This is a genomic window from Rhizobium sp. RSm-3 (assembly GCF_001854685.1).
Classification (GTDB): Bacteria; Pseudomonadota; Alphaproteobacteria; order Rhizobiales; family Rhizobiaceae; genus Rhizobium; species Rhizobium ecuadorense.
The window spans coordinates 75,985-99,047 of sequence record NZ_MAWZ01000013.1; the positions used below are offsets into that span (position 1 = coordinate 75,985).

Here is a 23,063-nt window from a genome sequence, read left to right on the forward strand (position 1 = left end):
TCAATGGGAGAACAGCAGGCGCGATCCGGCGCCCGCGAAGAAGACGGCGAGGCTTCCCTCGATCCAGCGGCGCGCCCGCGCGTAGCCGCGCACCATCGGCGCCGTCGAAAACAGCACGGCATAGCCGGAAAATATCGAGATCCCGAGGAGCACGCATCCGCCAAACGCCGTGACGGCCGTCTCGGGCGAGGCGCCAGGCTTAAGACCGAGCGACATGATCGCGACCCAGGCCAGAACCGCCTTCGGGTTTCCGAGATGCATCAGGATCCCGCGGCGATAGAGCACGCCGAGCTCCGCAGCAGGCTGGGCGAGTTCATCCGCCGGCGCATCCGGGGCGGCGGCCGAGCGGGCCGCTCTCCAGGCGAGCCAGAGGAGGTATACGCCGCCTGCGATCTTGAGGACCAGCAGCGCGTGGGCATAGCGGACAAGCAGTGTCGAGATGCCCGTGACCGCGATCAGCCCCCAGCATGTCGACATCGTTATCACCCCGGCGGCAAGCGCCAGGGCCGGCCGCCGCCCTTGGCGCATCGCTACATTCATGATGGCCATGTTGCTTGGCCCGGGACTGCCTGCCGCGATGACATAGGCGATATAGACGACGAGAAGATCCTGCATTTCATTCTTTCCGGAAACATCCACTTCGCTTCCTTCTCCTCGAAAATTGGTCCATCATGAAGCACCATTTTCAAGAATTTTCATGGGCCATTTTGTCATGTCCAAGCGGCGCAGCTCCATCGAGATCCCATCGCTCAAAGCCATCGACAGAACGGCCGATGTCGGCCGCCAACTTGCCCAGGCCCTGCGCAGCGCGATCTCAAGCGCAGAACTCAGGCCGGGGGAGCGCCTCCCTTCGACGCGCACCCTTGCTGCGTCCTTGAAGATAGCCCGCGGAACCGTCGTCGGGGTGTTCGATCAACTGACAGCCGAAGGTTATCTCGAAGCGAAGGTCGGGGCCGGAACCCGTGTCGTCTCGGCCCTGGTGGACACGACGCCGGCGTTTCCGCCCGCACCGGCAGCGCCGCCGGGCGCCGATGCCATCGACCTGCCGTCCCCGGCGGCCCGGCTGATATCGATCGCCCGCGCGCTCATCCCCCACCCGCCCATTCCCTTCGCCATCGCCGTCCCGGCTTCCGGCATCGCGCCCGACGACAACTGGCGCCGCCTCGGCAATCGCGTGCGCGCATCGAAAGCGGCAGCCCCCGCGAGCTATCAAGATCCGATGGGACTGTACGAACTGCGGGTCGCTATCGCCGACCACGTCCGCCGCGCACGGGCCGTTCACTGCGAACCGGAACAGGTGATCGTCACGTCGGGCACCCAGCAAGGCCTCTACCTGGCGGGGCGTGTACTGCTGTCGCGCGACGATCCGGCATGGGCTGAGGATCCGGCCTATCCCGGGCTCACGGCGGTGCTCGACGATCTCGGCGTACGGACGCACCGCATCCCGGTCGATGCGCAGGGAATGAACGTGGAACGCGGCCTCGAACTCTGCCCACAGGCGCGCGCCGCCTTCGTCACCCCTTCGCATCAATATCCGGTCGGCATGCCGCTCAGCATGGCCCGCCGCAACGCCCTGATCGCCTGGGCCGATCAAAAACGCGCCTGGATCGTCGAGGACGATTACGACAGCGAGCTGCCTTATGCCGGACACCCCTTCCCCTCGATGCAGGGCTTGCGTCCCTCTCGCGTCGTCTATCTCGGCACCTTCAGCAAGGTGCTTTTTCCATCGCTGCGCCTCGGCTATGTCATCGCCCCTGCTCCGCTCGCGGAAGCCTTCGCCGGCGCGCGCGCCATTCTCGACCGGCACTCGCCGACCGCAGAACAGCACGTTCTGGCGGCCTATATGAGGGAAGGCTATTTCGAAGCCCATATCCGCCGCATCCGCGGCCTCTATGCCGAACGCCGCGCAATCCTGCTCGCAAGCCTCGAGCGGACCTTGCCTGAGCGATGCCGCATTCAGCCGAGCGACCAGGGCATGCACATTCTTCTGTGGCTGCCCGAGGGGGCCGACGACGTGCAGCTCGCAGCCCGTGCCCTGTCGGTCGGCCTCGCGGTGCGGGCAATCTCCCCGATGTATGCCACGCAGCCGGCGCGCCCCGGCCTGATGCTGGGCTTCGGCGGATTTCTGCCGGAGCAATTGCAGGCCGCGGTCGGCGAACTCGTCAGACTGCTGAGGCTGCGTGAAACGGCAGACAAGCGGACATATGCCGCTGTGAAAGAGTGAGGAATTTGCAAATGGCTTCGGCTAGCGCGCCAATGGACTGTCCCAGACGACAAACAGCAGCGCTTTGAGTTGGGCGAAACGCTCCGGCCCAAGCTCAGCGCGCCACTCGTCCTCGATGTCGCGCAAGATGTCGACCATCTTCGAGAATGCGGCGTGTCCACGTTCGGTAAACCGGACGATGCGCGCGCTGGCTTCACCCGGAACGTCGGAGCGGACGATATAGCCGAAACCCTCGAGGCTGCGGAGCAGCTGGTTGATCGCCTGCTTGCTCATGCCGGAGCGCTCGGCGATCGTGCCCGGCCGTGCTCCGTCCGGCCCTGGAAACTGCAGGACCGCCATATGCGGCAGACGCAGCTCGTCAAAACCGGCGGCGTTCAGTCCTTTGATCAGCCGGCGCTGGATCGCTTGGGCCGGCACGCGCAGCAGGGCGCCGATCAGCATGTCTTCGGTTCTCACTGGCAAGCCTTCATGGATGGCGGCATTGACGATCCGGTAAATTGAGTTTACTGCTAAGTAGTAAATGTAGTTTACCGGAGGAATTTCCAAAATGCCACAGAGAACCATCGATCCTCGCGTTAATCCTTCCGATGAAACCATTGGCACCAAAGGGTTCGCGGTTCGCTTCCTGCTGACTGCGGACAACTCGAACGGAAGCGTTGCCGCCTTCGAGCTCATGGTCCCGGCCGCGCTACGACTGCCGGCCCCGGCGCACAGCCACGACCACTACGAAGAGACGATCTACGGCCTCGAGGGAGTGCTGACCTGGACGGTCAACGGAAAACAGATCGACGTCGGGCCGGGGCAAGCGCTCTGCATTCCGCGCGGCGCCGTCCATCGGTTCGACAACAACGGCAGCCAAGACGTGAAGGCGCTCTGCGTGGTCACGCCGGCGGCGATCGGACCGGAGTATTTCCGCGAGGCTTTCGCGGTGCTCAACGCAGCGAACGGTGGTCCGCCGGACCGGGCCAAGATCGCGGAAATCATGCGCCGTCACGGCCTTATGCCAGCGGCGCCCCCGACATAGAGGCCGGTGGGGCGATGTGAACTGACGGCTACGCATTGATGAGTCCGCGCCCTGATGCGAATGTGCGTTGCGCCGTGGGAGACGGCAGCTTTTCGGAGAGGGCGATCGTGAAATCCATCTTGAACTTCATCATTGTCTTCAGCGTCGGCGTTCTTCTCGCGACGGCGGCGGGGGCTGCCGGCTTCGACTGCTCCAAGGCGGGCAGCGCCGATGAAAAGACGTCTGCGGTGACAGCCAGCTCTCCCGGCTCGACGAGCTTTTCAACCAACGCTATGCCGCTCAGAAAAAAGCAGCGCCCGACGAGGATAACGTCCATACGGCCCGCAATTTCCTGGCGGATCGGCGCGATTGCGGCGACGACAGGTCGTGCATTCTGAGCGCCTATCTCGCCGTCCTCTGGAATATCTCGCCTGACAAAACCGATTTCATGCAGGGGGTTTCAGCCCAGTCTCTTGCAGGCAGCAAGTTGCCCGAGGCGACCGCGATCCCTGAGAAGGCCGGGCGCTGTGCGACCACATCGGTTCTTGAAGTCCATCCCCGCCTCGACAATGGCAGCGCGGCTGACGATGCGGACTTCGATAACGGCACGGGTATCGATTATGCCAATGACGGCTACCAGGTCTCTTATAACAGGGAGGAAGCGCTGATCAGATCGAAGCCCGGAGATTTGGTCACCATGTGCCTGGTCGAGATCGACCGCGATTGCAGCCCCGACGAGGGCGGGAGGCTATTCCTCGTCACCAACGGCCGCACCCATGAAAGCTGGATTCTGCCCGATGCCCAGCACAAGTGCGGCGCCTGACGGGTTCGCCGCCAGCTAAAGCGTCAGCCGCTCCCAGTTCCCGTCCATCTGGTTGCGGAACCATGTCATCTGACGCTTGGCATATTGCCGGGTCGCCGCAGCACCCTTCTCCAGCACCTCGTCGCGGGTCATCTCGCCGCTCAGCATCGCCGCGATCTGCGGTACCCCGATCGCCTTCATCACGGGCGCCTCGGCGGGCAGGTCGAGCGCAAGCAGCGCCCTCACCTCGTCTTCCGCGCCTTCGCGCAGCATCTTTTCGAAACGCCCGTTAATACGCTGATGCAGCACCGCCCGGTCCGGCAGCACGACGATCTTGCGAGCCTGGGCGGCGTCGATCACCACCGGTCCCGACCGGCCCTGGAAATCGGCGATCGACCGTCCCGTCGCCTTGATCACTTCTAGCGCCCGGACGATGCGCTGCCCGTCCTGGCGGTTGAGACTGGCCGCCATGGCGGGATCAGCCTCGGCGAGCTCGGCATGCAGCCCCTCCGGCCCCTCCTCCAGCAGCCGTGTCCTCAGGTCCTCCCGCAGCGCCTCGGGTATCTCGGGCATATCGGAGAGGCCGCCGGTCAGCGCCTTGAAATAAAGCCCGGTGCCGCCGACGAAGACCGGCAGCCGGCCGGCGGCCCTGAGCGCCGGCAGCAGCGCCGAGACATCGCGCAGCCAGCTGCCGGTGGAATAGGCCGCACCCGCAGGCACGTGGCCGTAGAGATGATGCGGCACGCCCTGCATCTCCTCTTCCGACGGGCGCGCGGTCAGCACCCGCAGCGTATCGTAGACCTGCATGCTGTCGGCGTTGACGACCGCGCCGCCATGGCGCTTGGCCAATTCGACGGCGAGCGCGGACTTGCCGCTGGCGGTCGGCCCGGTTATCAGGATCGCGTTCACTGTGCTCAGAAGGTTTTCCATCATGGCTCTCGTTGCCACGCTTGTTGCCAATCCGTCAAATCCCGTGCTGACACCCAAGATCGCCGAACAGACGGCCGAAGCGGTGAATGCTTCCGGCCTCTACTGGCTGGCCGACGGCATCGCCTGCGACATCGCGCTGCGTGACGGCACGGATGCGCAAGCCGCCGAGGCCACTATTCTCGCCGTCATATCAGGCGCCCCGATCGACCTCGTCGTTCAGGAGCAGGAGAGCCGCCGCAAGAAACTGCTGATCGCCGACATGGATTCGACGATGATCGGCCAGGAATGCATCGACGAACTCGCCGCCGAAGTCGGCCTGAAGGAGAAGGTGGCGACCATTACCGCCCGCGCCATGAACGGCGAGATCGCTTTCGAGCCCGCTTTGCGGGAACGCGTCGCCCTGTTGAAGGGCTTGCCGATATCGGTCGTCGACGAAGTGATCGCCAAGCGCATCACGTTGACGGCGGGCGGCCCGGAACTGATCGCCACCATGAAGTCGAAAGGCCATTACACCGCCCTCGTCTCCGGCGGCTTCAGCGTCTTCACCAGCCGCATCGCCGCCACACTCGGCTTCGACGAGAACCGCGCCAACACGCTGCTCGAAGACGGCGGCATCCTCTCCGGCTTCGTCGCCGAACCGATCCTCGGCAAGCAGGCGAAGGTCGATGCTCTGAACGAGATTTCGGCTCGCCTCGGCATTTCGCCTGAAGATGCGATCGCCGTCGGCGACGGCGCCAACGACCTTGGCATGCTGCACCTCGCCGGCGCCGGCGTCGCCCTCCACGCCAAGCCGGCTGTTGCCGCCGAGGCGCAGATGCGCATCAACCACGGCGACCTGACGGCGCTGCTCTATATTCAAGGTTACCGGAAGACGGATTTTATAATGGGTTGAAGCCGACACGGCACACACTCTCCGCCTTCACCCGCGTGTCCGTGGCCGCCCCCCTCTGCCCTGCCGGGCATCTCCCCCACAGGTGGGGAGATCGGCTGGGCGCACCCGCTTCCCCAAATAATCAGCATCCAGCACGACGAAACGGTAGATAGGCAGGGGGCGCAGACCGCTTGCGATCTCCCTCCTTGTGGGGGAGATGCCCGGCAGGGCAGAGGGGGGTACCACACGGCACGCCCTCTCCTTCCTTGTCCAGCGCTTGTCACGGGAACGAGGGGTAGAAACCGCAGCGGCCAATCAAATCACCGCCGCAATTCCCCTACTCCATCGGCACCGCCACAAATCGCAGATCGCCATTCGCCGATGCGATCATCAGTTGGGCGTTACGGCGGCCTTCCTGTTTAAGTGACTTCACCTTGGCGGCGACAGCGTCCGGCGACTTCATGAACTCCTGCGCCACCTCGACGATCACATCGCCGGGCTTCAGCCCTTTTTCGGCCGAGGCGGAGCCGGGCGTCACCTCCGTCACGACGACACCGTCGACGCTCTCGGCAATGCCGAAAGCCTTGCGCGTCTCGGCGCTCAAAAGCGACAGCGACAGGCCGAGCACATTCTTCGGCGTTGATGCATCCGGTGACACCTGGCCCTGATGTTGGTCCGGCGCCGGTGCACCCGGTGCGGGCTGGGCCTGATCGCCGGAATCCGGCTGGTCCATGTCGTTGTTCTCGTCGGGATCCGGGGTGATCACGCCGTCATCCTGCGAACCGTCGGGCGCCGCATCGCCGGATGCCGCCGCCTGATCGCTGTCTTCGAGCCGGCCGAGTTTCACCTTGACGGTCTGCTCCTTGCCGTCGCGCAGCACCACCACGTCGACTTCCTTGCCGACCGTGCTTTCCGCCACGACGCGCGGCAGATCGCGCATTTCGCTGACGGTCTTGCCGTCGAATTTCAAAATGACATCGCCCGCCTTGATCGAACCGTCATCGACGGGGCCGCCCTTGATGACGCCGGCAACCAGCGCGCCCTTGGCACTGTCGAGCCCGAGGCTGTCGGCAATATCGTCCGTTACCGGCTGGATGCGCACGCCGAGCCAGCCGCGCCGCGTCTCACCATATTCGCGCAATTGGTCGACGACGCCGGAGGCAAGCTCGGAGGGTACCGAGAAGCCGATGCCGATCGAGCCGCCGCTCGGCGAAATGATCGCCGTGTTGATGCCGATCACCTCACCCTTCATGTTGAAGAGCGGCCCGCCGGAATTGCCTTTGTTGATCGCTGCATCCGTCTGGATGAAGTTGTCATAAGGGCCGGCATTGATGTTGCGGCCGCGTCCGGAAATGATGCCGACCGTCACCGAACCGCCGAAGCCGAACGGATTGCCGATCGCCATCACCCAATCGCCGATCCGCATTGTGCTGGAATCGCCGAATTTTACCGACTTCAGCGGCGTCTTCGGCTCGACCTTCAGCACCGAAAGGTCAGTCTTCGTATCTGTGCCGATCAGCTTTGCCTTGAGCTTCGAACCATTGGCGAAGTTGACTTCGATATCGTCGGCGCCCTCGATCACATGGTTGTTGGTAACGATATAGCCGGTCGGGTCGATGACGAAGCCGGAGCCGAGCGAGCTGACATTGTGATTGCCGCCCTTATTGCCCTGTTTCTTGTCGAAGAAGTCGTTGAAGAATTCCTGGAACGGCGAGCCGTCGGGCGCGCGCGGCGCCGGGCCGACGCCCTCGTCGTCCTTCACGTTCTGCGAGGTCGAGATGTTGACCACGGCGTCGAGCAGCCCCTCGGCCAGATCCGCGACCGAAGCCGGACCGTTGTTCGGCACTCCGGCTTGAATTGGTGCGGCCGGCTGCGGCGCAGCGGCTGCAGGCGGCGTGGGTGCAGGAGCAGTCGTTTCCGGAGTAGCCGGAGCGGGTGCGACAACTCCTGGCGCTGTCGTATCAGGCGCGGTTTGCCCATAGGCGACCCCGTTCATGCCGGCATGCGCAAGAATTGCAGCGCTGGCCATAAGCGCGAGCGTTCGTCTGAAGGGCGAGCGATTCGTGGGGGCCATCAAGCTTCCTCATAAGGGGTAAATGCGCACATTGAGCACCAGCATAAGGCGGAATGATGGAGGGCGAAATCACCTTTTCGCGAAATCCCCGTGCAATATGACGTACCCTCGCAAACGCCTGATTATCTCGACCTTTCCACGAAAAAAGGGCCGGCACTCGGGCCGGCCCTTTCAGGATTGTCGGGATGCGAATGGCACTCCTTGCCGTCAGTTCGCCGGCTGGGCGGGTGCTGCGGGAGCAGCCGCGCCGGGAACTGCCGCGGCCGGATTTGTCGGCGCTTGCAGAGCGCCGGCGGCATTGTCGAAATAGCGGAAGAATTCCGTATTCGGCGACAACACCAGCGTCGTATCCTGCGACGAAAGCGCTGACGAGTAGGCGGCCATCGAGCGATAGAACTCGAAGAAAGCCGGATCCTTGCTGAAGGCGTCGGCGAAAACGCGGTTGCGTTCCGCATCGCCTTGACCGCGCAGGATTTCCGCGTCGCGCTGGGCGCCCGCGGTGAACTCGACGACCTGGCGGTCGGCGACGGCCCGGCGCCGCTGGCCTTCTTCATTACCCTCCGCGCGGATACGCTCGGCTTCGGCCAGGCGTTCCGAGCGCATGGCGTTATAGGTGTTGGGCGCGACCTCGGGAGAAAGGTCGGTGCGGCGGATGCGAACATCGTCGATATGCAGGCCGAGATTTTCGGCATCCGTGCGCAGGTCGTCCCGGATCTCCAGCATCATCGCGACACGTTCTTCCGAGAGCGCGGCATTGTAGTCGCGCAGGCCGTAGACGCGGCGAAGCGATGAATCGAGCTGCGCCCTCAGCCGCGCTTCCGCGGCCTCGCGATCGCCCGACACCGTTTCGCGGAAGCGGCGAACATCCGAGATATTGTAGATCACGAAGGCATCGACGTCGAAGGTCTGGCCGTCCTGAACCTGAACGCGGATATTATCGAGATCGAGCCTCAGCGCCTGCTTTTCCACAAGCTGGACGCGGTCGGCATCCATGAAGCCGAAGGGCAGCTTGAAATAGATGCCGGGTTCGGTCTTGACCGACTGGATCTGGCCGAAGCGGACGACGATCGCCTGCTCGCGTGCATTCACGACGAAGATCGACGAATAAAGCCCGACCAGCAGGATGGCGAGGATGAGGAGAATGATGGGAAGTCTGTTCGATGTCATGGTTCAACCTCCCTGCTGCGCCGGCTTGCCGAGCTCATTGAGCGGCAGATAGGGCAACACACCCTGCTTCTCGTCGATGATGACCTTCTTCGAGCTCTTCAGCACCTGTTCCATCGTTTCGATGAACAGCCGCTTGCGGGTCACTTCTGGAGCCTTCGTATATTCGTCGTTGATCGCAGTGAAGCGCTGCGCCTCACCTTCCGCCTCCTTCACGACACGGTTCTTGTAGGCGGCCGCATCTTCACGGATTCGCGCCGCATCGCCTCGTGCCTGGCCGAGCTTCTGGTTCGTGTAGCGGTTGGCATCTTCGATCGTGCTGTCGCGGTCACGGCCGGCACGCTGCACTTCTTCGAAGGCATCGGCGACCTCGCGCGGCGGCGCCACGTTCTGGATCGTCACGCCGGTCACGGTCACGCCCGCGCCGTAGCGGTTCATCGTATCCTGGACGATATTGAGCACATCCACTTCGATCGGCTGGCGATTGCTGCGGAAGGCGTCCTGCGCCGGACGACGCCCGACGATTTCGCGCATGGCGCTGTCGGAAACCTGCTGCAGGGTCTCTGCCGGATTTTCGACGTTGAAGAGATAGGCTTTCGGATCGCTGACCGTGTAGAACACTGCGAACTGCACATTGATGACGCTTTTGTCGCTGGACAGCATCAGGCCGTTCGAGGACGAAGCAGACGTCGCCCCGATATTCAGCTGTTGCACGGTCACCTTGACCGTCTCGACGGATTCCATCGGCCAGAAATGGAAATGCAGGCCGGGCATCGAAATCTCTTCCTTCGGCTTGCCGAAGCGCAGCTCGACGCCGCGTTCATCCGGCTGCACCACGTAGACGCACTGGATCAGCCAGAAAATCGCAACGACCGCCGCGACGATCACCGCCACGCCGCCGTTGAAACCGCCGGGAACGATGTTGCGCAGTTGGTCCTGACCGCGCCGGATGATATCTTCCAGATCGGGCGGTCCGCCCTTGCCGCTGCCACCGCCCCGCGGGCGGTTCGGCCCCTGGCCCCATGGTCCCTGATTATTACCGCCGCCGCCGCCCCAAGGGCCGCCGCCGCCATTCTGATTGCTCCAGGGCATCAAAACCTCGTTGTTCGTTAAGTCTTCCACGCATCCGGAACCGTGGGGGCTGACCGGTGGATGCGTTGGTGACCGTTATAGGTATCGCCGCATCGGCTTTCAACGCAACGTGAGAAACTTGGTCAATTTAATTGGAAAATAGTTCATTTTCAGGCGTGTCGGCGCTCATAGACGACGTAGCGCGTGGGATAGCTGTCCTTCTCGCCGGCTGGAACCGCGATAGGCTCCCCTGCCCGCCAGATGTCGGGATCGATCGCAGGGAACGATGCATCTCCGTCGAGATCGGCCTCGACATGGGTGATGCACATCTGGTCGGCCAGGCCGATCGCCTGGGCATAGACCTGCCCGCCGCCGATGATGCAAATCTCGTCGACACCGGTTTCGCGCGCCAGCCTTTCGGCAGACGTCATCGCCTCCGGCAGCGAATGCGCCATGGAGACATCGGGATGGTCTATCGCCGCCTGCCTGGAGATGACGACGTTCGGCCGCCCCGGCAGCGGCTTGCCGATCGATTCATAGGTCTTGCGGCCCATCACCACAGGCTTGCCCAATGTCAGCGCCTTGAAGCGCTTGAGATCGCTCGACAACCGCCAGGGCATGTCGCCGTCGCTGCCGATAATGCCGTTGCGGGCAACGGCGGCGATAATGGTCCTGCGGATATCGGCCATGGAATGTCCCGGATCAGACGGCGATCGGCGCCTTGATGCTGGCATCGGCCTCGTAGCCGATCAGCTCGAAATCGTCGAAAGTGAAGCCGAATATGTCCTTCACGTCGGGATTGATGCGCATGAAGGGAAGCGGCTTCGGCCGGCGCGCCAGCTGCAGCTTCGCCTGGTCGAAATGGTTGTGGTAGAGATGGGCGTCGCCCAGCGTGTGGACGAAATCGCCGGGCTTCAGCCCGGTGACTTCAGCCACCATCATCGTCAAAAGCGCGTAGGAGGCGATGTTGAACGGCACGCCGAGGAAGATGTCGGCCGAGCGCTGATAGAGCTGGCAGGAGAGCTTGCCTTCGGCAACATAGAACTGGAACAGGCAATGGCAGGGCGGCAGCGCCATCTCGTCGACCTCGGCCGGATTCCAGGCAGAGACGATGTGGCGGCGCGAATTCGGGTTGTTAACGATACCTTTGACGAGATTGGCGATCTGGTCGATATGGCCTCCGTCAGGCGCCGGCCAGGAGCGCCATTGGGCGCCGTAGACCGGGCCGAGATCGCCGTTTTCGTCGGCCCACTCGTCCCAGATGGAAACGCCGTTCTCCTTGAGATAGCGGATATTCGTCTCGCCCTTCAGGAACCATAAAAGCTCATGAATGATCGAGCGCAGATGCAGCTTCTTCGTCGTGAGGACGGGAAAGCCTTCCTGCAGGTCGAAGCGCATCTGGTAGCCGAACACCGAGCGGGTGCCGGTGCCGGTGCGGTCGCCCCGGTCGGAGCCCTTTTCCATCACATGGTTGAGGAGATCGAGATATTGCTTCATGGCGCGCTGATTCCGTTTGACCTAATTTATGCTACCAGCAGCAGGAAACCAGTCACCGGCGGGCATTTTCCCAATGTTTCTGATGCGGTGCATTACGCTTTTATGACGTTGGCCCTTTCCTTGGGCTGAGGAAACCACTATATCACCCCTGCCGGCTTTCGGGCCGGCTATGGCGATAAACGAGCGGTGTAATAAACCTATTGGACCCGGGGGCGGTACCCGGCGCCTCCACCAAAAACCGGCGGCCACGAAGGCCGGCTTTTGATGGGGGCGAAACAGGATCGACAAGGGTGTAAAGATCGTCTTTTTGCTCGGCATTGTACCGCCGTTATCGGGCTAAAATTGTAGTTGCAAACGACAACTATGCGGAAGCTCGTCTCGCTGCTTAATCGCGGTGTGACACTTCAATCAAAGCCCTAGTGGTTCGCACCTCTAGGCGGGGTCCGAAGGCACCTGGCAACAGAAGCCTTCACCTTCTCCCTGCCGCCGAAATCATGTATGCTGCTGAAAAACGTGACTCGGCTCCGGTCTTTCCCAAGGCGCCCGGACGTGGCATATAACCTTGTGAAAAGACTTCCGAACCGACGAAAGACAGGAAAAGCATGGGGCAGGATCATATCCGCTACGACATTCTGGCGCAGGATGCACTTCGCGGCGTCATCCGCAAGGTTTTGGCGGAAGTCGGAGCGACGGGCCGTCTGCCCGGCGACCATCACTTCTTCATCACCTTCCTCACGGGTGCCGCCGGCGTACGCATCTCCCAGCACCTGAAGTCGAAATATCCCGAGCAGATGACCATTGTCATCCAGCATCAGTTTTGGGACCTGAAGATCACCGAGACGCATTTCGAGATCGGCCTTTCCTTCTCCGACGTTCCGGAAAAGCTGGTCATCCCGTTCAATGCGATCCGCGGCTTTTACGATCCTTCCGTCAACTTCGAGCTCGAATTCGACGTGCCGCTCGCCGATGGCGAGGAATTGCCGTCAGGCGAGATCACAGCCTATCCCGTCGACGCGGCAGGAAAGCCCGAAGAGGCCTCGGCCGCAAAACCCGCCGATGGCGAAGAGAAGAAGCCGGGCTCGGTCGTCTCGCTCGACTCCTTCCGCAAGAAGCAGTGATTTCAAAGGGAGGCCAGGCCTCCCTTTTTCATAAGGATTCAGGCCCCGCATGAGCGCCGAAATCGTCAATCTGCGCCAATTCCGCAAGCAGCAGGCCCGCTCCGAAAAGGAGGCGCAGGCCGAGCAGAACCGCATTTCCTTCGGCCGAACCAAGGCCGAAAAGCAGCTCACCCGCAGCCTGAACGAGAAGGCCGACAAGGCTCATCGCGCCGGCCGGATCGAGACGGATGACGACGGAGCCTGACACTTTCACGCAGAACTTGAAGAGTCGGAATCGATTCCAAGATCAGCCACTTATGCGGCTTTACTGAATCAATCCGCGAAAACCAAACCGAGATGCCGCTTCATGATCCGCAAGCATTCTGCGACATTGCACGGCCATCGCACCAGTTTTTCCCTCGAAGACGAGTTCTGGGCTGAGCTGAAGACGATCGCCGCAGGCCGCGCAATGCCGCTCGCCGCGCTGATTTCGGAGATCGATGATCATCGGCCGCCGGACAGCAACCTGTCCTCGGCACTCCGGCTGCATGTACTCGCCTGGGCGAAAGCCGGCGCTGCGGCATAAGTCCTTAAATCGGACTCGATTTACGCCGCGCGCTGTAATCGAATCCCGCGCATATTCATTGCGCCTGAACGCCCGGCACCTGGTCGAAATTGAGCGAACCGGGCGGCCCGCTGCGCCGCGCCGCTTCCGCCTCGGCGGCAGCCCTCGCCTGCGCATCCGCCTTGGCTTTGGCCTCGGCTGCGCGTGCCGCCTCCGCTTCGGCGAGCGCCTTCTGCGCAGCCGCTGCCTGCGCCAATGCGCGCAGCCGCTCTTCCTCCGCCTGCCGTTGCTGTTCGATTTCGGCCGCCCTGACGCGCTCGGCGTCGTTGAACCGGTAGAGGGCCGCCTCGCGGCGCAGCCGCTGCTTTTCAAGTACGATGGCTTGCAGCCGCTCGACGCGCCGGCGCTCGCGCTCAAAGGCGCGCAGCGACAGATAGCTGGTGATATCGGTCACATCCATCGTCTTGCCGGGCGACGGCAACATGCCGGAAAAATTCAGCCTGAGCGCCGGCTCCGCGCCGGAAAGCGCTTCCGTGCCCGGAATGAGCCCGACGCCCAACGTTGCGCTGATCCGTTCCTCCGGCAGCGCGATCTGCGCATCGGCGGTGATGCGGGCGAGATCGTTGGCGACGGCGACATTCTGCACGCGCAACGTCCCATCGGCGATATTGAAGGGGATGCCGAGCGGCGGCAGCTTCGCCTCTCCGTTGCTGAGCAGCGTCTCGACGATCGGATGCACCTTGCCGGCATTGATCTGCTCCTGCATCGTGTCGGTCGCGGCAAGCAGCGGCGGAAGGATGGCGAGGTTCAGCCCGCGTATGCTGCTATCTCCAAGCCTCAGTTCGCCCGAACCGTTCAGCGAACTGGCGATCTCGCCGATGGTCTTGCCCGAGGCTTCCATCGACAGCGACAATCCGAATTTGCCGTTGGCGATCGGTGCGCCGTCGCGCAGCCAGACGATGCCGGCAAGATCGGAATCGGCAAGCGCAAGCTTCGTCTGCAGGAAGCCGGTGCCGTTGGCATTGGTGAACAGCAGATTGCCGGAGAGCTTTCCGCCGTCCCAGCTGCCGGCCATGTCGTTGAGCTGCAGCTCGTCGCCCTTGTAGGCGACGTTGCTGGTGAAGTCGGTGACTGCCGTTTCCGGCAGGCCGGGCCAGAACTGCTTGGCCGTCAGCTTCACGTTGACGTCGAGATCCTTGAAGACCGGCAGCCCGAGCGGCGCCGTCGTCAGCGCGCCATTGGCGGGATCGACGATCTGCCCGAACACCGCCTCGCCAAGCCAGCCGGCATCCGCCTTGGAGAGCGTCAGTTCGCCGCTCGCCGTCGTCTTCGCAGCCTTCCGGTCGAAGCTCAGCGCGCCTGAAAACTCGTTGTCGGCCGCATGGCCCTTGAGATCGGACAAGACGATCTTGTCGCTGTCGACGCCGGCATTGACCTGCAGGCCGAATGGCAGCCCGGTTCCCGTCTGCGGCAGGGCGATGCCGTTCATGATGAGATAGGGATCGATATCGGCGCTGTCGAGCGAAAGCGCGATCTGGCCGTTCATGAAAGTCTCCGGCCGGACATCGACCTTGCCGTTGGCGGTAAACGAGGTCCGGTCGGTGGCAAAAGTCAGCGCGGCATCGGCGGGATCATTGCCCGATGCCTTCACCTTCAGCGTCAGGCGGCCGTTGGCGCCGACATCGACGGGCAGCGGGTCGAGCCCGGCCTGGCCGAACAGGATGGACGGCACGGCATTTTCGAGCGTCGCCTCGAGGCTCGTGGTCCCGTTGCCGGTCAGCGCCAGCAGGTCGGACATGCGGTAATCGAGATTGACGCGGCTACCGTTCGCAACACCGGCAAGCGTCACCGTCAGCGCGTCGCCCTCGTCGCCGCCGAGCGTCAGCGCGCCGCGCAGCGCCGTATTACCGTACCAGCCGGCATTTCGCACCAGCCGGTCGAGCACCGGGTGATGCGGCAGGTGCTCGCGCAGCATGGTGAAAAAGCCGCCGGGATCGGCCGATTTGAAGGTGATCTCACCGGCGCCCTTATAGTCGAGCAGCGAGCCTTCCGCCCTGCCCGTCGCCGTCAGTTCGGCGCCTGCGATATTCTTGATCGACAGCCGGTCGACGGCAAGCGCCCCGTCGGCGATGGTGAAAGTGGTCTCGACATTCTCGGCATCGACACCGAAAGCGGTGAACTTATCGGCCTTGAGCTGGGCGGCGATCTTGTGGTCGAGCACGTTGTCGCCGGCATCCTGGCCGGTCATCAGCCCGCTCAGCGCCTGCAGCGCATCGAGATCGAGCGTATCGCCGTTCAGCGCCACCGACAGCGTCGGCGTCTGGCCGGAGATCGCCTGCCGCTCCAGCCTGCCCTTCAGCGTCGCCGGTCCCATGGCGATCTCGAGATTTTCGAAACGCTGCAATTCGGGTGTCAGGCTGACATTGGCGGAAAAGCCGGCCTGCCGCAATTGCCGGATGGCCGGATCGACCGCGCCGGCAAGCCAGGAGGCAAGCCCCGTCGGCTGGCTGGAGGCCACCACGATCTGGCCGTTGAACGAGGCTTCGCCCTGCAGCAGGAGCTTGCCCTTGCCTTCCACCTGCGTGCGCCCCGGCAACGTGCCGGTGGCGCTGTCGATCATCCAGCCGGTACCGGCCGGCTCCAACTCCAGCTGCACGTCGCGCAGCGTCGTATCGCCGGCGACGATCGCCGGCAGCTTGACGCTCGCCTTTCCAGGCACCTGCGGGATCGGCACCTGCCGGATGACATCGATCAGCGAGCTCAGCCGCTGGCGTGCCGAGACCGCCGCATCGCGCGTCGTCTTGCCGGCCGCGCCCTGATTGCCGATGCGGTTGACGTCGATCTGCTGCCCGTCGGCGGTCAACAGGAATTCCGGCGCATTGCCGGTGTCGAGCGTCGCCTCGCCGGTGATGACATAGGGATCGTCCGTCGGGCCGATCTCCATTCGGTATTCGGGAATGCGGATGCGTTCGTTGGTAAGCTCGAAGCGGCCCTTGACGCGGGGCGGCTGCTCTTTCTTGTTGGCAGGCCTGGCGCTGTTGCGGTTTTCGATCGCCGCTGAAAGCTGGCCCTGATAGTTCGGCTTGCTGTCGACGAGCTTCAATTCGCCGTCGAGATCGACGCTGACAGGCTGTTTGTCCGGCGAAAGCTTCGTGCGCATGCGCAGCACGCCCTTCTCGTCCGGCTGGCTGCTCGATATCACAAAGTTGCCGTGCTCGCCATCAAGCGCCGCATCGCCCTCGATGCGCCAGGGGCCGGCCAGCGACTTGGCCGACATTTCCGCATTGAGGCCTGTGATCCGGCGGGAGCGGCCCGACTGGTCGTCGATGAACTCGACTTCGCCGCCATTGACATGCACGTTCTCGAGAACGACGGTTTTCGCCGGTATTTCGGCGTGGCTGCCGCGCATCCAGTCGAGCGTGCCGTCCTTGAGCAATCTGAGGCGCACCTTCGGATTGACGATGCGCATGTCGAAGATCAGCGCCTCGCCCGACAGGAAAGGCGCAAGCTCCGCATCCATGGAAAACTGCTCGACCTTGACGATCGGCGTGCCGTCCGCTTCCTGGCCGACGCGCACGTCATGCAGCGTGACCGACGGAAACGGCAGCAGACGCGCGTCCACCGTGCCGTAGACGGTGACTTTCTTGCCGATGATGCGGCTTGCCTGATCCTCGAAATTTTTGCGGAAATCCGTCCAGTCGATGAACAGCGGCGCAAGCAGCGCCACAAACAGCGCTACGACGATCACTCCCCCCAGAAAGACGAGGAACCGGCCTACCAATGCAAGGATTCTCCATTCGGGATACTGTTGCCGACACTAGCGCTATTCATGCCGGGGGCAAGGCCCAAGTTCATGAGAATATTCCGTTTTCAGCCCTGGTGGAAAATCTTGCCGGGATTGAAGATATCGTCCGGATCGAGCGCCTGTTTCACCTGTCGCATCAGATCCACCGTGCCCCCCAGCTCCTGTTCGAGGAACGCCATCTTGCCCTGCCCGATCCCGTGTTCGCCGGTGCATGTCCCATCCATGTCGAGCGCCCGCCGATTGAGCCGCTGCACGAAGCTCTCGGCCTTGGCGATGTCTGCGGCGCTTTTGTCATCGAACAACAGCAGCACATGAAAGTTTCCGTCGCCGGCATGGCCGACGATCGGACCGAGCAGTCCATGCGCCTCGATATCGGCCTGCGTTTGCGAAACACAGTCGGCAAGCCGCGATATCGGAACACAAACATCGGTCGAAAGTGCGGCAAGCCCGGGCGCCAGCGCCCTTGCGGACCAATAGGCATCGTGGCGCGCCTTCCAGAGCTTGGTCCGCTCCTCGGCATTGGCGGTCCACAGGAATTCGCCGCCGCCGCATTCCGCCGCGATCTCGCCAAAGGCTGCCGATTGCAGCGGCACCGTCTCGTCGGTGCCGTGGAATTCGAGGAAAAGCGTCGGGCTTTCGGCATAGGAAAGCTTGGAATAGGCATTGCAGGCCCGCATCTGCACCGTATCGAGCAGCTCGATGCGGGCCACCGGAATGCCCATCTGGATCGTCATGATGACGGCGTCGCAAGCAGCCTTGACACTCGGAAAGGCGCAGGCGCCGCCGGCGATCTTCTGCGGGATCGCCTGCAGGCGCAGCGTCACCGAGGTCAGGATGCCAAGCGTGCCCTCGGCGCCGACGAAGAGCCGCGTCAGGTCATAGCCGGCGGACGATTTGCGGGCGCGCCGGGCCGTGCGGATCTCCTCGCCATTGGCGGTGACGGCGGTGACGGCAAGCACATTGTCCTTCATCGTCCCATAGCGCACGGCATTGGTGCCGGAGGCCCGCGTCGAGGCCATGCCGCCGATCGAGGCATTGGCGCCGGGATCGATCGGGAAGAACAGGCCGGTATCGCGCAGGTGGATGTTCAGCTCCTCACGCGTCACACCCGGCTCGACGGTGCAGTCGAGATCTTCGGGATTGACCTCGATCACCCGGTTCATGCGGCTGAAATCGATCGAAATACCGCCATTGGCGGCATTGACCTGACCCTCCAGCGAGGTGCCGACGCCGAAGCCGATCACCGGCACCTTGTGGGTCGCACATACCCTGACCGCCGCCTTCACATCCTCGGCGCTCTCGGCGAAGAGCACACCATCAGGCAGCTGCGGCGGGATGTAGGTGGTCGTGTGGGCATGCTGTTCGCGGAAGGATTGGCCAGTCTGGAAGCGCTCGCCGAAGCTTTGTTTGAGAATGCCGAGCACGGCTGATATTCCCGCCTCGTTGCGTGTGCCGGCCTTCGCGTCCTTCAGCGCCATCCCTTTGATCTCCCTGCAATTTCGCAGAAACCACAATGTGGCCTGCAGGCTACAGCGCCGCGCATCTTTTCAGACGCGCGAAGGCCGCTGTAGACCTTTAAATTTACTGCATAATTTCATCCTTAAATCGATTCCGATTTCAGGAATTATCCAGCAGGCTGGGTATGCGGCAAGTCAAAGCGGCTGTCCAGTTAAGATTGCCAGAAGATTTCATTCCCCGTTTGTTGTAGACCCATTGCCACACGCAAGTCCGCCATCCCCGGCGCCTCAGACGATCGGTGGGTTGAGCCGCGCAAAACCCTCCTGCCGCCGATAGGGGAAATAGGGATAGGGCGCTGTGACGGCGCTGACGGCGTCGAGCCTTGCGATCTCATCCTTCGAAAGGCTCCAGCCGACCGCGCCGAGGTTCTGCCTGAGCTGCTCTTCGTTGCGGGCGCCGATGATGACGCTCGAGACCGTCGGCCGGCCAAGCAGCCAGTTGATGGCGATCTGCGGCACCGTCCGGCCGGTCTCCTCAGCGATGGCGTCCAGCACCTCCACGATGTCGAACAGCTTCTCATTGTCGACCGGTGGGCCGTACTGCGCCGTTTCGTGCAGCCGGCTTGCCGCAGGCAGCGGCTGGCCGCGGCGGATCTTGCCGGTCAGCCGTCCCCAGGCGAGCGGGCTCCAGACGAGAGCGCCGACGCCCTGGTCGGCGCCGAGCGGCATCAGCTCCCATTCGTAATCACGCCCCGCCAGCGAATAATAGACCTGATGGGCGACATAACGCGGATAGCCGTGGCGCTCGGCGGCGGCGAGCGACTTCATCAGCTCCCAGCCGGCAAAGTTGGAAACGCCGACATAGCGGATCTTGCCTGAGGAAACGAGCCCGTCGAGCGTCGACAGCACCTCCTCGACCGGCGTCGAGGCATCGAAGGCGTGCAGCTGCAGGAGGTCAATATAATCGGTCCCGAGCCGGCTGAGCGCAGCCTCGGTGGCGCGGATCAGCCGCGCCCGCGACGTTCCCCAGTCCTGCGGCCCCTCGCCCGTCGGCAGCGCCGTCTTCGTCGAGATCAGCACGGCGTCGCGCCGGCCGCGGATCGCCCGGCCGAGCACCTCTTCGGAAGCGCCGCCCGAATAGACGTCGGCGGTGTCGAAGAGATTGACGCCGGCTTCGAGGCAGATATCGACCAGCCGCCGCGCCTCTTCCGCATCGGTATTGCCCCAGGCGCCGAACAGCGGGCCGCTGCCGCCGAATGTGCCGGCGCCGAAGCTCAACACCGGCACTCTGAGGCCGGATGCACCGAGATTTCTGTAGTCCATGGATCTGTCTCCTTCGTTTCATGAGATAGACCTCGGCAACCCGGTGATATAGATTGCCTGCCAGCAAATCATCTGTGACTTGAATTCAACATGAGCCGTCAGGACATCAACCGCTCCGGCGAAATGGAGGTCTTCGTCAGCGTCGTCGAGCGCGGCGGCTTTTCCGCGGCCGCCATGGCCCGGCGCATGACGCCATCGGCCGTCAGCAAGCTCGTCGCCCGGCTGGAGAACCGCCTTGGCGCCCGCCTTGTCAATCGTTCGACGCGGAAGCTGCAGCTGACGCCTGAGGGTTGCGCCTTTTACGAGCGCAGCATCGCCATCCTTGCCGATATCGCCGAGGCCGAGCGCCAGGCCTCATCAGGCGAGGAGGCCTCGGGCCGCATCCGCATCAATACCAGCGGCTCCTTCGGCAACCATGTGCTGGCGCCGCTGGTGCCGGCCTTCATGGCGCTTCATCCCGCCGTGACGCTGGATATTTCTCATACCGATGCGATCGTCGACCTGATGGAGGAACGCGCCGACATCGCCATCCGCGCCGGCCCCTTGAAGAATTCCAGCCTGATTGCCCGCAAGCTTGGCGCCACCGGCAAGATCATTGTCGCCTCGCCCGATTATCTCAGGCATCACGGCGAGCCGCGCACGGTCGCCGATCTCCACCGCCACTGCCGCATCGGCTTTTCCTACGCCCGCGCCGTCGAAGGCTGGCCGCTGCGCGAAGGGAGCGAGACGGTAACGGTCCCGATCACGCCGGGCATACAGGTGGGAGACGGCGAAGCCTTGCGGCATCTGGCGCTGTCCGGCGCCGGTCTCGCCCGGCTTGCCGCCTTCACCGTGCGCGCCGATATCGATGCCGGCCGACTGGCGCCGGTGCTCGAAGCAGCCAATCCCGGCGATCTCGAAGAATTCTACGCCCTCTATATCGGCCAGGGCGGCCCGCTGCCGGCGCGCGTGCGCGCCCTGCTCGATTTCCTCGCCGAGCATGTGCGTCTCTCATCCATAAAAACAATGGCTTAAGGCGGCAGCTTGAATCGAATTCGCATTCCGGGCCGCGGAAGAGCCAGATTTCGCAATTGACCGCCGCTATTGCTGCTGCCTATACCGAACCCAGCCGGTCCTTGCAGCCGGCCTCTCTTCGACATGCCGGAGCGTCCTTCCATCTTCAGCCTCAGGGCATGGCACCGGCCAGGAAAGATATGGGGATCATGCCATTCAGCGACGCACGCCGCCTGCTGCGCGATGCCGGCCTGCCAAAATGGGCCCTGCTGCTGGCGCTTTCGACCGCTCTCGTCATCTTCCTCGAACTCTTTGCCCTGCCCGCCTCGTTGCTGATCGGACCGATGGCAGCTGCGATCCTGCTGGCGCTCACCGCCGGCAAGGGAAAGCTTCGCGTGCCCGCCTGGCCGCTGCAATTCGGCCAGGTCCTTGTCGGCCTGATGATGGCGCGCACCATCACGCCCGACATTCTCGGCACGATGGCAAAGGACGCACCGCTCTTCCTGCTGTTCATCTTCTCGGTCATCGCCATCGCCACCGGCCTCGGCTGGCTGCTGACACGCTGGCAGGTACTGCCCGGAACCACCGCCGTCTGGGGATCCTCGCCGGGCGGCGCTTCCGCCATGGTCATCATGTCTGAGGCCTATGGCGCCGATGCCCGCCTCGTCGCCTTCATGCAATATCTGCGCGTCGTCTTTGTCGCTGTCGGCGCCTCGGTGATCTCGCGCCTTTGGGTGGCGGCCGACGGCGCCGAGCCGCCGCCGCTCATCCTCTTCCCCGCGGTCGACTGGCCGGCCTTCGCCGCGACCATCGCCTTTGCCGCCCTTTGTGCCTATGGCGTCCGGCGCCTGCGCATCCAGGGCGGCACGATCATCGTACCGCTCTTTCTCGGCGCCTTTCTGCACGGCTTGGGCCTCCTGAAGATCGAGCTGCCGATGTGGCTGCTCGCCATCGCCTATGCGCTCGTCGGCTGGAGCATCGGCCTGCGCTTCACCCGCTCGATCCTTAAGCATGTGGCCCGCGCCCTGCCGCGGGTATCGGCCTGCATCGTGCTGCTGATGGGGCTCTGCGGCTGCATGGCGGCTGCGCTTCATATCTTCGCCGGCATCGATCCGCTGACGGCCTATCTCGCCACCAGCCCGGGCGGTGCCGATTCCGTCGCCATCATCGCCGCCTCCAGCGATGTCGACGTGCCCTTCGTCATGGCGATGCAGACCGGCCGTTTCCTGGTCATTCTGATGATCGGCCCGGCGCTCGCTCGCTTCATCGCCCGTCGTTCCGGCCTTGCGGAAAACCCTGTATAAGGCGGCGCGCGGGGTTATGCGCCAGCGTTGCCCACTGGCCGGGCGTCATGCCGTAGGCCTTCTTGAAATGCCGGTTGAGATGGCTCTGGTCGGCAAAGCCGGTCGCCGCCGCCGTGTCCGAAATCCCCTCTCCCGCGCCGATCATGGTGCGCGCCCGCTGCAGCCGCCGCATCAGCAGATAGCGGTGCGGGCTGGTGGCGAAGGCCGCCCGGAAATGCCGCGACAGCGCGAAACGGTCGAGCCCCGTCACCGCTTCCAGCTCGCCGGAGCGTACTGCGCGGGTCGTATGCGCCTCAAGATAATCTCGCGCCGCCCGCGCCTGCCGCCATGCGACGTTGCCGAGCAGCCGACGCGGCATCGACGCATGCCGGGACAGCCCGCCCGCCACCTGCGAGAGGAAATCGTCGACGAAAAGCTCGTCCAGTTCGCGGTCAAGCTCGCCGAGCGCGGCGAGCAGCACAGCCGCCAACGCCGGATCGCCGATGACGGGCTGGTCGACGAAAGGCAGACCGACGCCATCGGCCTCCAGGCATTCGAGCAGCAGCGACGGCTCCAGGTAGAGCATGCGGTAGTGCAGCCCGTCCTCGGTCCCGGCCCCGCCGTCATGCTCCTCATCGGGATGCAGCGCGATCACCTGGCCCGGCAGGCTGAAGCGCCGCTCGCCGCGATAGCCGAACGTCTGCACGCCCTTCAGCGTCACGCCGAGCGCATAGGTGTCGTGGCGGTGCGGCTCGAAGGCATTGCCTGAAAACTGCGCCTCGATGCGCTCGATGCCGGGAAAAGCCGGCGCCGCCAGGATGGCGTTGCCGGCTGGTCCCGCGCACAAACGTTCAAGACCTTCGAAGGCCTGCGGATGTAGATCCTGGCTCAACCGCCCGAGACT

General features: G+C 63.6%; 22 protein-coding genes and 1 other RNA gene. 11 read left to right on the forward strand and 12 right to left on the reverse strand.

What is annotated here, in order from left to right; translation table 11 throughout:
- Window positions 1-615, reverse strand: coding sequence for a LysE family translocator (locus tag BBJ66_RS13595; protein ID WP_071088109.1), 615 nt, complete (start codon window positions 613-615; stop codon window positions 1-3).
- 97 nt (window positions 616-712) lie between these two features.
- On the opposite strand from BBJ66_RS13595, the gene pdxR reads away from it, so the two are divergent.
- The gene (gene pdxR / locus BBJ66_RS13600; protein WP_190238007.1) at window positions 713-2,224 is read left to right on the forward strand and encodes a MocR-like pyridoxine biosynthesis transcription factor PdxR; all 1,512 of its coding nucleotides are present in this window, start codon (window positions 713-715) and stop codon (window positions 2,222-2,224) included.
- A gap of 21 nt (window positions 2,225-2,245) precedes the next feature.
- Here pdxR and BBJ66_RS13605 read toward each other — a convergent pair whose 3' ends face one another.
- The gene (locus tag BBJ66_RS13605) at window positions 2,246-2,788 is read right to left on the reverse strand and encodes a MarR family winged helix-turn-helix transcriptional regulator (protein ID WP_244511673.1); all 543 of its coding nucleotides are present in this window, start codon (window positions 2,786-2,788) and stop codon (window positions 2,246-2,248) included.
- Here BBJ66_RS13605 and BBJ66_RS13610 point away from each other — a divergent pair.
- The 3 genes from BBJ66_RS13610 (at window position 2,772) to BBJ66_RS35290 (ending at window position 4,050) form a co-directional block, all read left to right on the forward strand.
- The gene (locus BBJ66_RS13610) at window positions 2,772-3,248 is read left to right on the forward strand and encodes a cupin domain-containing protein (RefSeq protein ID WP_049733590.1); all 477 of its coding nucleotides are present in this window, start codon (window positions 2,772-2,774) and stop codon (window positions 3,246-3,248) included. The genes BBJ66_RS13605 and BBJ66_RS13610 overlap by 17 nt on opposite strands.
- 119 nt (window positions 3,249-3,367) lie before the next feature.
- Window positions 3,368-3,625 (forward strand): hypothetical protein, encoded by a 258-nt coding sequence (locus BBJ66_RS35285; protein ID WP_244511674.1) that lies wholly within the window; start codon window positions 3,368-3,370, stop codon window positions 3,623-3,625.
- A 50-nt stretch (window positions 3,626-3,675) separates the two neighbouring features.
- Entirely contained in the window at window positions 3,676-4,050 is a 375-nt protein-coding gene (locus tag BBJ66_RS35290) for a hypothetical protein (RefSeq protein ID WP_244511675.1), read from the forward strand.
- A gap of 15 nt (window positions 4,051-4,065) precedes the next feature.
- Here BBJ66_RS35290 and miaA read toward each other — a convergent pair whose 3' ends face one another.
- Window positions 4,066-4,962, reverse strand: a complete 897-nt coding sequence (gene miaA, locus BBJ66_RS13620) for a tRNA (adenosine(37)-N6)-dimethylallyltransferase MiaA (RefSeq protein WP_083335561.1) — start codon at window positions 4,960-4,962, stop codon at window positions 4,066-4,068.
- Between miaA and serB the strand changes: the two genes are divergently transcribed.
- Window positions 4,961-5,851, forward strand: coding sequence for a phosphoserine phosphatase SerB (serB, locus tag BBJ66_RS13625; RefSeq protein WP_071087657.1), 891 nt, complete (start codon window positions 4,961-4,963; stop codon window positions 5,849-5,851). The two genes, miaA and serB, sit on opposite strands and share 2 nt — an antisense overlap.
- A 316-nt stretch (window positions 5,852-6,167) precedes the next feature.
- On the opposite strand, the gene BBJ66_RS13630 is transcribed toward serB, so the two are convergent.
- The 5 genes from BBJ66_RS13630 to BBJ66_RS13650 form a co-directional block, all read right to left on the reverse strand.
- Complete coding sequence (locus BBJ66_RS13630) at window positions 6,168-7,904, reverse strand: Do family serine endopeptidase (RefSeq protein WP_071087659.1); 1,737 nt, start codon at window positions 7,902-7,904, stop codon at window positions 6,168-6,170.
- 207 nt (window positions 7,905-8,111) lie between these two features.
- Window positions 8,112-9,071, reverse strand: coding sequence for a protease modulator HflC (hflC, locus tag BBJ66_RS13635; protein ID WP_071087661.1), 960 nt, complete (start codon window positions 9,069-9,071; stop codon window positions 8,112-8,114).
- A gap of 3 nt (window positions 9,072-9,074) precedes the next feature.
- Window positions 9,075-10,160 carry an FtsH protease activity modulator HflK gene (gene hflK, locus BBJ66_RS13640; protein ID WP_071087663.1) on the reverse strand — a complete coding sequence of 362 codons (1,086 nt, stop codon included), beginning with the start codon at window positions 10,158-10,160 and terminating at the stop codon, window positions 9,075-9,077.
- Between the two features lie 149 nt (window positions 10,161-10,309).
- A complete protein-coding gene (locus BBJ66_RS13645) occupies window positions 10,310-10,828 on the reverse strand; it encodes a dihydrofolate reductase (RefSeq protein WP_071087665.1) in 519 nt (172 codons plus the stop codon).
- A gap of 13 nt (window positions 10,829-10,841) precedes the next feature.
- Window positions 10,842-11,636: a thymidylate synthase gene (locus BBJ66_RS13650; protein ID WP_071087667.1), complete on the reverse strand. Its 795-nt coding sequence runs from the start codon at window positions 11,634-11,636 to the stop codon at window positions 10,842-10,844.
- Window positions 11,637-11,747: 111 nt separating this feature from the next.
- Between BBJ66_RS13650 and ssrA the strand changes: the two genes are divergently transcribed.
- The 4 genes from ssrA to BBJ66_RS13670 all read left to right on the forward strand — a co-directional run bounded on the left by ssrA (window position 11,748) and on the right by BBJ66_RS13670 (window position 13,319).
- Window positions 11,748-12,110: a transfer-messenger RNA gene (gene ssrA, locus BBJ66_RS13655) on the forward strand.
- A 128-nt stretch (window positions 12,111-12,238) separates the two neighbouring features.
- Window positions 12,239-12,754 carry an SspB family protein gene (locus BBJ66_RS13660; protein WP_049733599.1) on the forward strand — a complete coding sequence of 172 codons (516 nt, stop codon included), beginning with the start codon at window positions 12,239-12,241 and terminating at the stop codon, window positions 12,752-12,754.
- Window positions 12,755-12,803: 49 nt separating this feature from the next.
- Complete coding sequence (locus tag BBJ66_RS13665) at window positions 12,804-12,998, forward strand: DUF4169 family protein (protein WP_049733600.1); 195 nt, start codon at window positions 12,804-12,806, stop codon at window positions 12,996-12,998.
- A gap of 102 nt (window positions 12,999-13,100) precedes the next feature.
- On the forward strand, window positions 13,101-13,319 hold the full coding sequence (locus tag BBJ66_RS13670; protein ID WP_049733601.1) for a ribbon-helix-helix domain-containing protein: 219 nt from the start codon (window positions 13,101-13,103) through the stop codon (window positions 13,317-13,319).
- Between the two features lie 55 nt (window positions 13,320-13,374).
- Here BBJ66_RS13670 and BBJ66_RS13675 read toward each other — a convergent pair whose 3' ends face one another.
- The 3 genes from BBJ66_RS13675 to BBJ66_RS13685 all read right to left on the reverse strand — a co-directional run bounded on the left by BBJ66_RS13675 (window position 13,375) and on the right by BBJ66_RS13685 (window position 19,883).
- The gene (locus tag BBJ66_RS13675; RefSeq protein WP_071087669.1) at window positions 13,375-17,079 is read right to left on the reverse strand and encodes an AsmA family protein; all 3,705 of its coding nucleotides are present in this window, start codon (window positions 17,077-17,079) and stop codon (window positions 13,375-13,377) included.
- 89 nt (window positions 17,080-17,168) lie between these two features.
- On the reverse strand, window positions 17,169-18,581 hold the full coding sequence (locus BBJ66_RS13680) for an FAD-binding oxidoreductase (protein WP_071087671.1): 1,413 nt from the start codon (window positions 18,579-18,581) through the stop codon (window positions 17,169-17,171).
- Between the two features lie 267 nt (window positions 18,582-18,848).
- Window positions 18,849-19,883 carry an aldo/keto reductase gene (locus tag BBJ66_RS13685; RefSeq protein ID WP_049733604.1) on the reverse strand — a complete coding sequence of 345 codons (1,035 nt, stop codon included), beginning with the start codon at window positions 19,881-19,883 and terminating at the stop codon, window positions 18,849-18,851.
- Between the two features lie 90 nt (window positions 19,884-19,973).
- Between BBJ66_RS13685 and BBJ66_RS13690 the strand changes: the two genes are divergently transcribed.
- Window positions 19,974-20,897, forward strand: a complete 924-nt coding sequence (locus BBJ66_RS13690; protein WP_071087675.1) for a LysR family transcriptional regulator — start codon at window positions 19,974-19,976, stop codon at window positions 20,895-20,897.
- Window positions 20,898-21,085: 188 nt separating this feature from the next.
- On the forward strand, window positions 21,086-22,180 hold the full coding sequence (locus BBJ66_RS13695) for an AbrB family transcriptional regulator (protein ID WP_071088111.1): 1,095 nt from the start codon (window positions 21,086-21,088) through the stop codon (window positions 22,178-22,180).
- Here BBJ66_RS13695 and BBJ66_RS13700 read toward each other — a convergent pair.
- On the reverse strand, window positions 22,140-23,051 hold the full coding sequence (locus BBJ66_RS13700) for an AraC family transcriptional regulator (RefSeq protein ID WP_071087677.1): 912 nt from the start codon (window positions 23,049-23,051) through the stop codon (window positions 22,140-22,142). The two genes, BBJ66_RS13695 and BBJ66_RS13700, sit on opposite strands and share 41 nt — an antisense overlap.
- Between the last annotated feature and the right edge of the window lie 12 nt (window positions 23,052-23,063).

Excerpts from the sequence above, each read along its gene's own strand:
- BBJ66_RS13595 (WP_071088109.1), bottom strand. The coding sequence starts at position 615 with ATGCAGGATCTTCTCGTCGTCTATATCGCCTATGTCATCGCGGCAGGC.
- BBJ66_RS13680 (WP_071087671.1), bottom strand. The coding sequence starts at position 18,581 with ATGGCGCTGAAGGACGCGAAGGCCGGCACACGCAACGAGGCGGGAATA.
- BBJ66_RS13660 (WP_049733599.1), top strand. The coding sequence starts at position 12,239 with ATGGGGCAGGATCATATCCGCTACGACATTCTGGCGCAGGATGCACTT.
- BBJ66_RS13605 (WP_244511673.1), bottom strand. The coding sequence starts at position 2,788 with ATGGTTCTCTGTGGCATTTTGGAAATTCCTCCGGTAAACTACATTTAC.
- BBJ66_RS13645 (WP_071087665.1), bottom strand. The coding sequence starts at position 10,828 with ATGGCCGATATCCGCAGGACCATTATCGCCGCCGTTGCCCGCAACGGC.
- hflC (WP_071087661.1), bottom strand. The coding sequence starts at position 9,071 with ATGACATCGAACAGACTTCCCATCATTCTCCTCATCCTCGCCATCCTG.
- BBJ66_RS13685 (WP_049733604.1), bottom strand. The coding sequence starts at position 19,883 with ATGGACTACAGAAATCTCGGTGCATCCGGCCTCAGAGTGCCGGTGTTG.
- BBJ66_RS13690 (WP_071087675.1), top strand. The coding sequence starts at position 19,974 with ATGAGCCGTCAGGACATCAACCGCTCCGGCGAAATGGAGGTCTTCGTC.
- BBJ66_RS13665 (WP_049733600.1), top strand. The coding sequence starts at position 12,804 with ATGAGCGCCGAAATCGTCAATCTGCGCCAATTCCGCAAGCAGCAGGCC.
- BBJ66_RS13650 (WP_071087667.1), bottom strand. The coding sequence starts at position 11,636 with ATGAAGCAATATCTCGATCTCCTCAACCATGTGATGGAAAAGGGCTCC.
- serB (WP_071087657.1), top strand. The coding sequence starts at position 4,961 with ATGGCTCTCGTTGCCACGCTTGTTGCCAATCCGTCAAATCCCGTGCTG.
- BBJ66_RS13610 (WP_049733590.1), top strand. The coding sequence starts at position 2,772 with ATGCCACAGAGAACCATCGATCCTCGCGTTAATCCTTCCGATGAAACC.
- hflK (WP_071087663.1), bottom strand. The coding sequence starts at position 10,160 with ATGCCCTGGAGCAATCAGAATGGCGGCGGCGGCCCTTGGGGCGGCGGC.
- miaA (WP_083335561.1), bottom strand. The coding sequence starts at position 4,962 with ATGATGGAAAACCTTCTGAGCACAGTGAACGCGATCCTGATAACCGGG.
- BBJ66_RS35290 (WP_244511675.1), top strand. The coding sequence starts at position 3,676 with ATGCAGGGGGTTTCAGCCCAGTCTCTTGCAGGCAGCAAGTTGCCCGAG.
- BBJ66_RS13695 (WP_071088111.1), top strand. The coding sequence starts at position 21,086 with ATGCCATTCAGCGACGCACGCCGCCTGCTGCGCGATGCCGGCCTGCCA.
- BBJ66_RS13670 (WP_049733601.1), top strand. The coding sequence starts at position 13,101 with ATGATCCGCAAGCATTCTGCGACATTGCACGGCCATCGCACCAGTTTT.
- BBJ66_RS13630 (WP_071087659.1), bottom strand. The coding sequence starts at position 7,904 with ATGGCCCCCACGAATCGCTCGCCCTTCAGACGAACGCTCGCGCTTATG.
- pdxR (WP_190238007.1), top strand. The coding sequence starts at position 713 with ATGTCCAAGCGGCGCAGCTCCATCGAGATCCCATCGCTCAAAGCCATC.